Consider the following 6,398-nt stretch of genomic DNA (forward strand, 5'->3'; position numbering starts at 1 on the left):
CCACCGGCCGCCCGGCCGGCCGGCCGCGCCAGGGAAGCCGCGCCCCGCGCCGTATCCAGCTCGGCAGCCCGCGCCCCCGGCTGCGCCTGGTCAGCCTCGGCCTGACCCTCGTGATGCTGGTCTTCGTCGTACGGCTGCTCCAGGTGCAGGCCGTCGACGCCAGCGCGTACGCCGCCAAGGCCGACAAGAACCGCTTCCTGCACCACACGATCGCCGCCGAGCGCGGCGAGATCACCGACCGCTCCGGGGTCCCGCTCGCCACCAGCGACGACGCGTACGACATCACCGCCGACCCGTCGATGTTCACCCCCAAGGCCAGCAAGGCACCGGACGCCCCCGAGCAGGCGGCGGCGCTCCTCGCGCCGATCCTCGGCGCCGACCCCACCGAGATGGTGAAGAAGCTCAAGGCGCCCAAGTCCCGCTACACGGTGCTCGCCCGGCGGCAGACCCCGCAGGTCTGGAACCAGATCAGCGACCTCAAGGGCGTCCTGGCACAGAAGGCGAGCAAGGACGCGCTCTCCGGCCGCCCCGCGGTGAACGTACTGGCCGGTGTCCTCCAGGAGCCGACCACCAAGCGCGTGTACCCCAACGGCGATCTCGCCGCCGGGATACTGGGTTTCGTCAACGCGTCAGGGCACGGCGGCGGCGGTGTGGAGTCCATGCTGGACAAGCAACTGGCCGGCGCCGACGGCGAGGTCACCTACACCCAGTCCGGCGGCCGCCGGGTGCCCACGGGCAGTTCGCGCGAGAAGCCCGCGGTGCCGGGCTCCGACGTCGAGCTGACCATCGACAGGGACATCCAGTGGGAGGCCCAGCGGGCCATCAGCGAGCAGGTGAAGAAGTCCAAGGCCGACCGGGGCTACGTGATGGTCCAGAACACCAGGACCGGGGAAGTCCTCGCGATGGCCAACGCCCCCGGGTTCGACCCCAACGACCTCTCCCAGGCCAGCTCGGCCGCCATGGGCAACGCCGCGCTCCAGGACGCCTACGAGCCGGGCTCCACCAGCAAGGTCATGTCGATGTCCGCGGTGATCGAGGAGAAGAAGGCCACCCCGCTTACCCATGTCGTCGTGCCCAACCGGCTGCACCGCGGCGACCGGCTCTTCCACGACGACATCGACCACCCCACCTGGAACCTGACGCTCAACGGGGTACTCGCCAAGTCCAGCAACATCGGCACCATCGAGGCCTCCGGACACCTGGGCGACACCCAGCCGGAGGCGAACAAGGTCCTCTACAAGTACCTGACCAAGTTCGGCATCGGCCGGCCCACCGGGCTCGGCTACCCCGGCGAGACCCAGGGGCTGCTCGCCAAGCCGCAGGACTGGTCCACCTCGCAGCAGTACACGATCCCGTTCGGCCAGGGCCTGTCGCTCAGCGCCATGCAGGCCGCCTCCGTGTACTCGACCATCGCCAACGGCGGCGTACGGATCGCCCCCACCCTGATCCGGGGCACCCGCGGACCCGACGGGCGCTTCACCCCGGCTCCCGCGCCGAAGAAGACCCGCGTCGTCAGCGACAGCACCGCCAAGACCGTCTCCACGATGCTCGAATCGGTCGTCGGCGACCAGGAGGGCACCGGTACGGCGGCGAAGATCCCCGGCTACCGGGTGGCGGGCAAGACCGGAACCGCCAACAGGGTGGATCCCAAACTCGGCGTCTACAAGGGCTACACCGCGTCCTTCGCCGGCTTCGCACCCGCCGACAACCCGCAGATCACCGTCTACTGCGCGATCCAGAACCCCACCAGCGGCGCGTACTTCGGCGGATCGATCTGCGGTCCCATCTACAAGAAGGTCATGGAGTTCTCGCTCAAGACCCTCCAGGTCCCCCCGACCGGCAGCAAACCGGTCCGCCTGCCGGTCACCTTCTAGACCGGCGGACCCCCACCCGGCCAGTGACTCCAGGGAAAGCCCAGTGACAACCATCACCTCCGATTCCGGGAACCGCCCCGACCCGACCGAGACCCCTCAGGGCGGACTTGGCCCCGGGACGGCCGCGCCCGGTACGCTCACCGCCGTGCCACACGCTGATCAGCTTCGAACCGCCCCGAAGGACACCCTTGTGAGCCATCCCGGGACGCCTCGTCCTGACAGGGTCCGCCCCACCCCGCTCGCGGAACTGGCAGCCCGGCTGGGCCTCACAGACGCGTTCGGCGAAGGGGAGGTCACCGGCATCACCCACGACTCGCGGGCGGTACGCCAGGGGGACGTGTACGCGGCGCTGCCCGGCGCCCGCTTCCACGGAGCCGACTTCGCCGCGCAGGCGGCCGACCTCGGGGCCACCGCCGTACTGACCGACCCGGCGGGCGCCGAGCGCGCCGCCGCCACCGGACTGCCGGTCCTGGTCGTCCCCGACCCCCGGGGCAGCATGGGCGAACTCGCCGCGGGGATCTACGGGCACCCCGGCCGCGACCTGCTGCAGATCGGCATCACCGGCACCTCGGGCAAGACCACGACGGCGTACCTCGTCGAAGGCGGTCTGCGCGGCGCGGGGCACCGCACCGGGCTGATCGGCACCGTCGAGATGCGGATCGACGACGAGGCCATCAAGTCCGAGCGCACCACCCCCGAAGCCACCGACCTGCAGGCGCTCTTCGCCGTCATGCGTGAGCGCGGGGTCGACTCGGTCGCCATGGAGGTCTCCAGCCACGCGCTGGTGCTCGGCCGGGTCGACGGCTGTGTCTTCGACGTCGCCGTCTTCAACAACCTCAGCCCGGAGCACATGGAGTTCCACTCCGGCATGGAGGACTACTTCCAGGCCAAGGCCCAGCTGTTCACCCCCCGGCTCAGCAAGGTCGGCGTGGTCAACTACGACGACGAGTACGGCCGCAGGCTCGTCGACGAGGCAAGCGTGCCCATCACGACCTTCTCGGCCGAGGGACACCCGGACGCCGACTGGCGCGCCGAGAAGGTCGAAGTGGGCTCCCACCGCTCGGCCTTCACCGTCGTGGGCCCCAAGGGCGAGCGGATCAGCGCCGAGGCCCCGCTGCCCGGCCCCTTCAACGTCGCGAACACCCTCGCCGCCGTGGTCACCCTGGCCGTCGCCGGGATCGACCCGCAGACGGCCGCCGACGGCGTCGCCGCCGTCCCCGGCGTACCGGGCCGCCTGGAGCGCGTGGACGCGGGACAGCCGTATCTCGCCGTCGTCGACTACGCGCACAAGACGGACGCCGTCGAATCCGTCCTGCGCTCCCTGCGCAAGGTCACCGAGGGCAAGCTGCACATCGTCCTCGGCTGCGGCGGTGACCGCGACCAGTACAAGCGCGCCGCCATGGGCGCGGCAGCCGCCCGGCTCGCCGACACCGCCGTACTGACCTCCGACAACCCGCGCTCCGAGGACCCCCTCGCGATCATCGCCGCGATGCTCGCCGGCGCGGCCGAAGTACCCATCCACGAACGCGGCTCCGTACTCGTCGACGCCGAACGGGAATCGGCCGTCGCCGCCGTGGTGGCACTCGCCGAGGCGGGCGACACCGTACTGGTCGCGGGCAAGGGCCACGAGCAGGGCCAGGACATCGCGGGAGTGGTACGCCCCTTCGACGACCGTCAGGTCCTGCGCGCCGCCATCGAGAACTCTCTCCGTCACGAGAACCACAGTCGTCACGAGAACAACAGTCAGGGATGACCCAGTGATCGCCCTCTCCATCGCCGAGATCGCCGCCATCGTCGGCGGGCAGTCCCACGACATACCGGATCCGGCCGTACGCGTCACGGGACCCGTCGTCTACGACTCCCGAAAGGTGGAGAGCGGCAGTCTGTTCGCCGCCTTCGCCGGGGAGCGGGTCGACGGCCACGACTACGCGCGCGGCGCCGTCGAGGCGGGCGCGGTGGCCGTGCTGGCCACCCGGCCCGTCGGGGTGCCCGCCATCGTCGTCGACGATGTCGTCCAGGCCCTCGGCCGCCTCGCCAACACCGTGGTGGAACGCCTCGGTGCCACCGTCGTCGCCCTCACCGGGTCCGCGGGCAAGACCAGCACCAAGGACCTGATCGCCCAGCTCCTCCAGCGGAGCGGGCCCACGGTCTGGCCCGACGGCAACCTCAACAACGAGATCGGGCTGCCGATCACCGCCCTGCGGGCCGTCGAGGACACCCGCTACCTCGTCCTGGAGATGGGTGCGCGGTACATCGGGGACATCCGCTACCTCACCGGACTTGTCCCGCCGCGCATCGGTCTCGTCCTGAACGTCGGCAGCGCCCACATCGGCGAGTTCGGCAGCCGCGAGAACATCGCCGTCGCGAAGGGCGAGATGGTCGAGGCGCTGCCCTCCGCCGAGGCGGGCGGAGTTGCCGTCCTGAACGCCGACGACCCGCTCGTCAGCGCGATGAGATCCCGCACCAAGGCTCGAACAGTTTTCTTCGGAGAGTCCGACGAAGCAGACGTACGGGCAGAGAACGTCCGGCTCACAGCCACCGGACAGGCCGCGTTCCTGCTTCGAACACCCTCCGGGTGCAGGGACGTGACGCTGCGGCTGTACGGTGAGCACCACGTGTCGAACGCGCTCGCCGCGGCCGCCGTCGCCCATGAGTTGGGCATGTCCGTCGACGAGATCGCAGAGGCGCTCTCCGAGGCGGGAACCCTCTCCCGCTGGCGTATGGAGGTCACCGAGCGCTCGGACGGCGTGACGATCGTCAACGACGCCTACAACGCGAACCCCGAATCCATGAAAGCGGCGCTCCGTGCGCTGGCCGCCATGGGCGGCGCCTCATCGGCAACGGGGGGACGTACCTGGGCGGTGCTCGGCCCGATGGCCGAGCTCGGTGACGAGGCGCTCGCCGAGCACGACGCGGTCGGACGGCTCGCCGTCCGGCTCAACGTCAGCAAGCTCGTGGCAGTCGGGGGCCGGGAGGCGTCCTGGCTGCAACTGGGCGCTTACAACGAGGGTTCGTGGGGTGAGGAGTCGGTGCACGTGTCCGACGCGCGGGCGGCGGTCGACCTGTTGCGCAGTGAACTGCGTCCGGGAGATGTCGTGCTGGTGAAGGCGTCCAGGTCGGCCGGTCTTGAGCAGGTGGCCCTGGCACTGCTGGAGACGACCTCCGAGGGCGAGGTTGCCGGCCGATGAGGCAGATCCTCTTCGCGGGAGCCATCGGGCTCTTCCTGACCCTGATCGGCACGCCGCTGCTGATCAAGCTGCTGGCCCGCAAGGGATACGGCCAGTTCATCAGGGACGACGGCCCGCGCTCCCACGGCAGCAAGAAGGGGACGCCCACCATGGGCGGCATCGCCTTCATCCTCGCCACCCTGATCGCCTACATCCTGGCGAAGGTGATCACCGGCGAGGACATGCGGTTCTCGGGTGTGCTGGTCCTGTTCCTGATGACCGGCATGGGCGTCGTCGGATTCCTCGACGACTACATCAAGATCGTGAAGCAGCGCTCGCTGGGGCTGCGGGCCAAGGCGAAGATGGCGGGGCAGCTGATCGTCGGCATCGCCTTCGCCGTCCTCTCGCTGCAGTTCGCCGACGCCCGCGGCAACACCCCGGCCTCGACCAAGCTGTCGTTCGTCTCGGACTTCGGCTGGTCGATCGGCCCGGTGATCTTCGTGGTCTGGGCGCTGTTCATGATCCTCGCGATGTCGAACGGGGTGAACCTCACCGACGGCCTCGACGGCCTCGCGACCGGCGCCTCCGTGATGGTCTTCGGCGCCTACACCTTCATCGGCCTCTGGCAGTTCCAGGAGTCCTGCGCCAACGCGGCGACCCTGACCAACCCCAACGCCTGTTTCGAGGTGCGAGATCCGCTGGACCTCGCGGTCGTCGCCTCCGCCCTGATGGGCTCCTGCTTCGGCTTCCTTTGGTGGAACACCTCACCCGCCAAGATCTTCATGGGCGACACCGGATCGCTGGCGCTCGGCGGCGCGCTCGCCGGCCTCGCCATCTGCTCGCGCACCGAGTTCCTGATCGCCCTGCTCGGCGGTCTCTTCGTCCTGATCACCATGTCCGTGGTGATCCAGGTCGGTTCGTTCAAGACCACCGGCAGGCGGGTCTTCCGGATGGCGCCACTCCAGCACCACTTCGAACTCAAGGGGTGGTCCGAAGTCCTTGTCGTGGTCCGCTTCTGGATCATCCAGGGCATGTGCGTGATCGTCGGACTCGGCCTCTTCTACGCCGGCTGGGCGGCCCAGAAGTGACCGGCCCGCACCCGGAGCCGACCGACTGGCACGGCAAGCGGGTCACCGTCGCCGGACTCGGCGTCTCAGGTCTCCCCGCGGCCCGGGTGCTGCGCGGACTCGGCGCCGACGTCACCGTCGTCAACGACAGCGACGACGAGCGCGCACGCGCCCAGGCGGCCGAACTCGAACCGCTCGGCGTCACCGTGCGCCTCGGCGACGGGGACACGCTGCCCGCCGGCACCGAACTCGTCGTCACCGCCCCCGGCTGGCAGCCGGGCAAGCCGCTC

At 70.1% G+C, this 6,398-nt stretch carries 5 protein-coding genes; all 5 read left to right on the forward strand.

Going from position 1 to position 6,398, the window contains the following annotated elements; translation table 11 throughout:
* Nucleotides 1-1,874 (forward strand): penicillin-binding protein 2 (locus HY68_RS19730; protein ID WP_063779662.1); only part of this gene is annotated, 1,874 nt, incomplete at its 5' end.
* 190 nt (nucleotides 1,875-2,064) lie between these two features.
* Nucleotides 2,065-3,627: a UDP-N-acetylmuramoyl-L-alanyl-D-glutamate--2,6-diaminopimelate ligase gene (locus HY68_RS19735; RefSeq protein WP_041990689.1), complete on the forward strand. Its 1,563-nt coding sequence runs from the start codon at nucleotides 2,065-2,067 to the stop codon at nucleotides 3,625-3,627.
* A gap of 4 nt (nucleotides 3,628-3,631) precedes the next feature.
* Nucleotides 3,632-5,062: a UDP-N-acetylmuramoyl-tripeptide--D-alanyl-D-alanine ligase gene (murF, locus tag HY68_RS19740; protein WP_041990691.1), complete on the forward strand. Its 1,431-nt coding sequence runs from the start codon at nucleotides 3,632-3,634 to the stop codon at nucleotides 5,060-5,062.
* Nucleotides 5,059-6,129, forward strand: coding sequence for a phospho-N-acetylmuramoyl-pentapeptide-transferase (gene mraY / locus HY68_RS19745; RefSeq protein WP_041990693.1), 1,071 nt, complete (start codon nucleotides 5,059-5,061; stop codon nucleotides 6,127-6,129). Before murF ends, mraY begins: the two co-directional genes overlap by 4 nt.
* Nucleotides 6,126-6,398, forward strand: a 273-nt coding sequence (locus HY68_RS19750; RefSeq protein ID WP_041990695.1) for an NAD-binding protein, incomplete at its 3' end; no start/stop codon positions are given. The genes mraY and HY68_RS19750, both read left to right, overlap by 4 nt.

Origin of the sequence: Streptomyces sp. AcH 505 (assembly GCF_000818175.1) — a bacterium.
GTDB lineage: Bacteria > Actinomycetota > Actinomycetes > Streptomycetales > Streptomycetaceae > Streptomyces.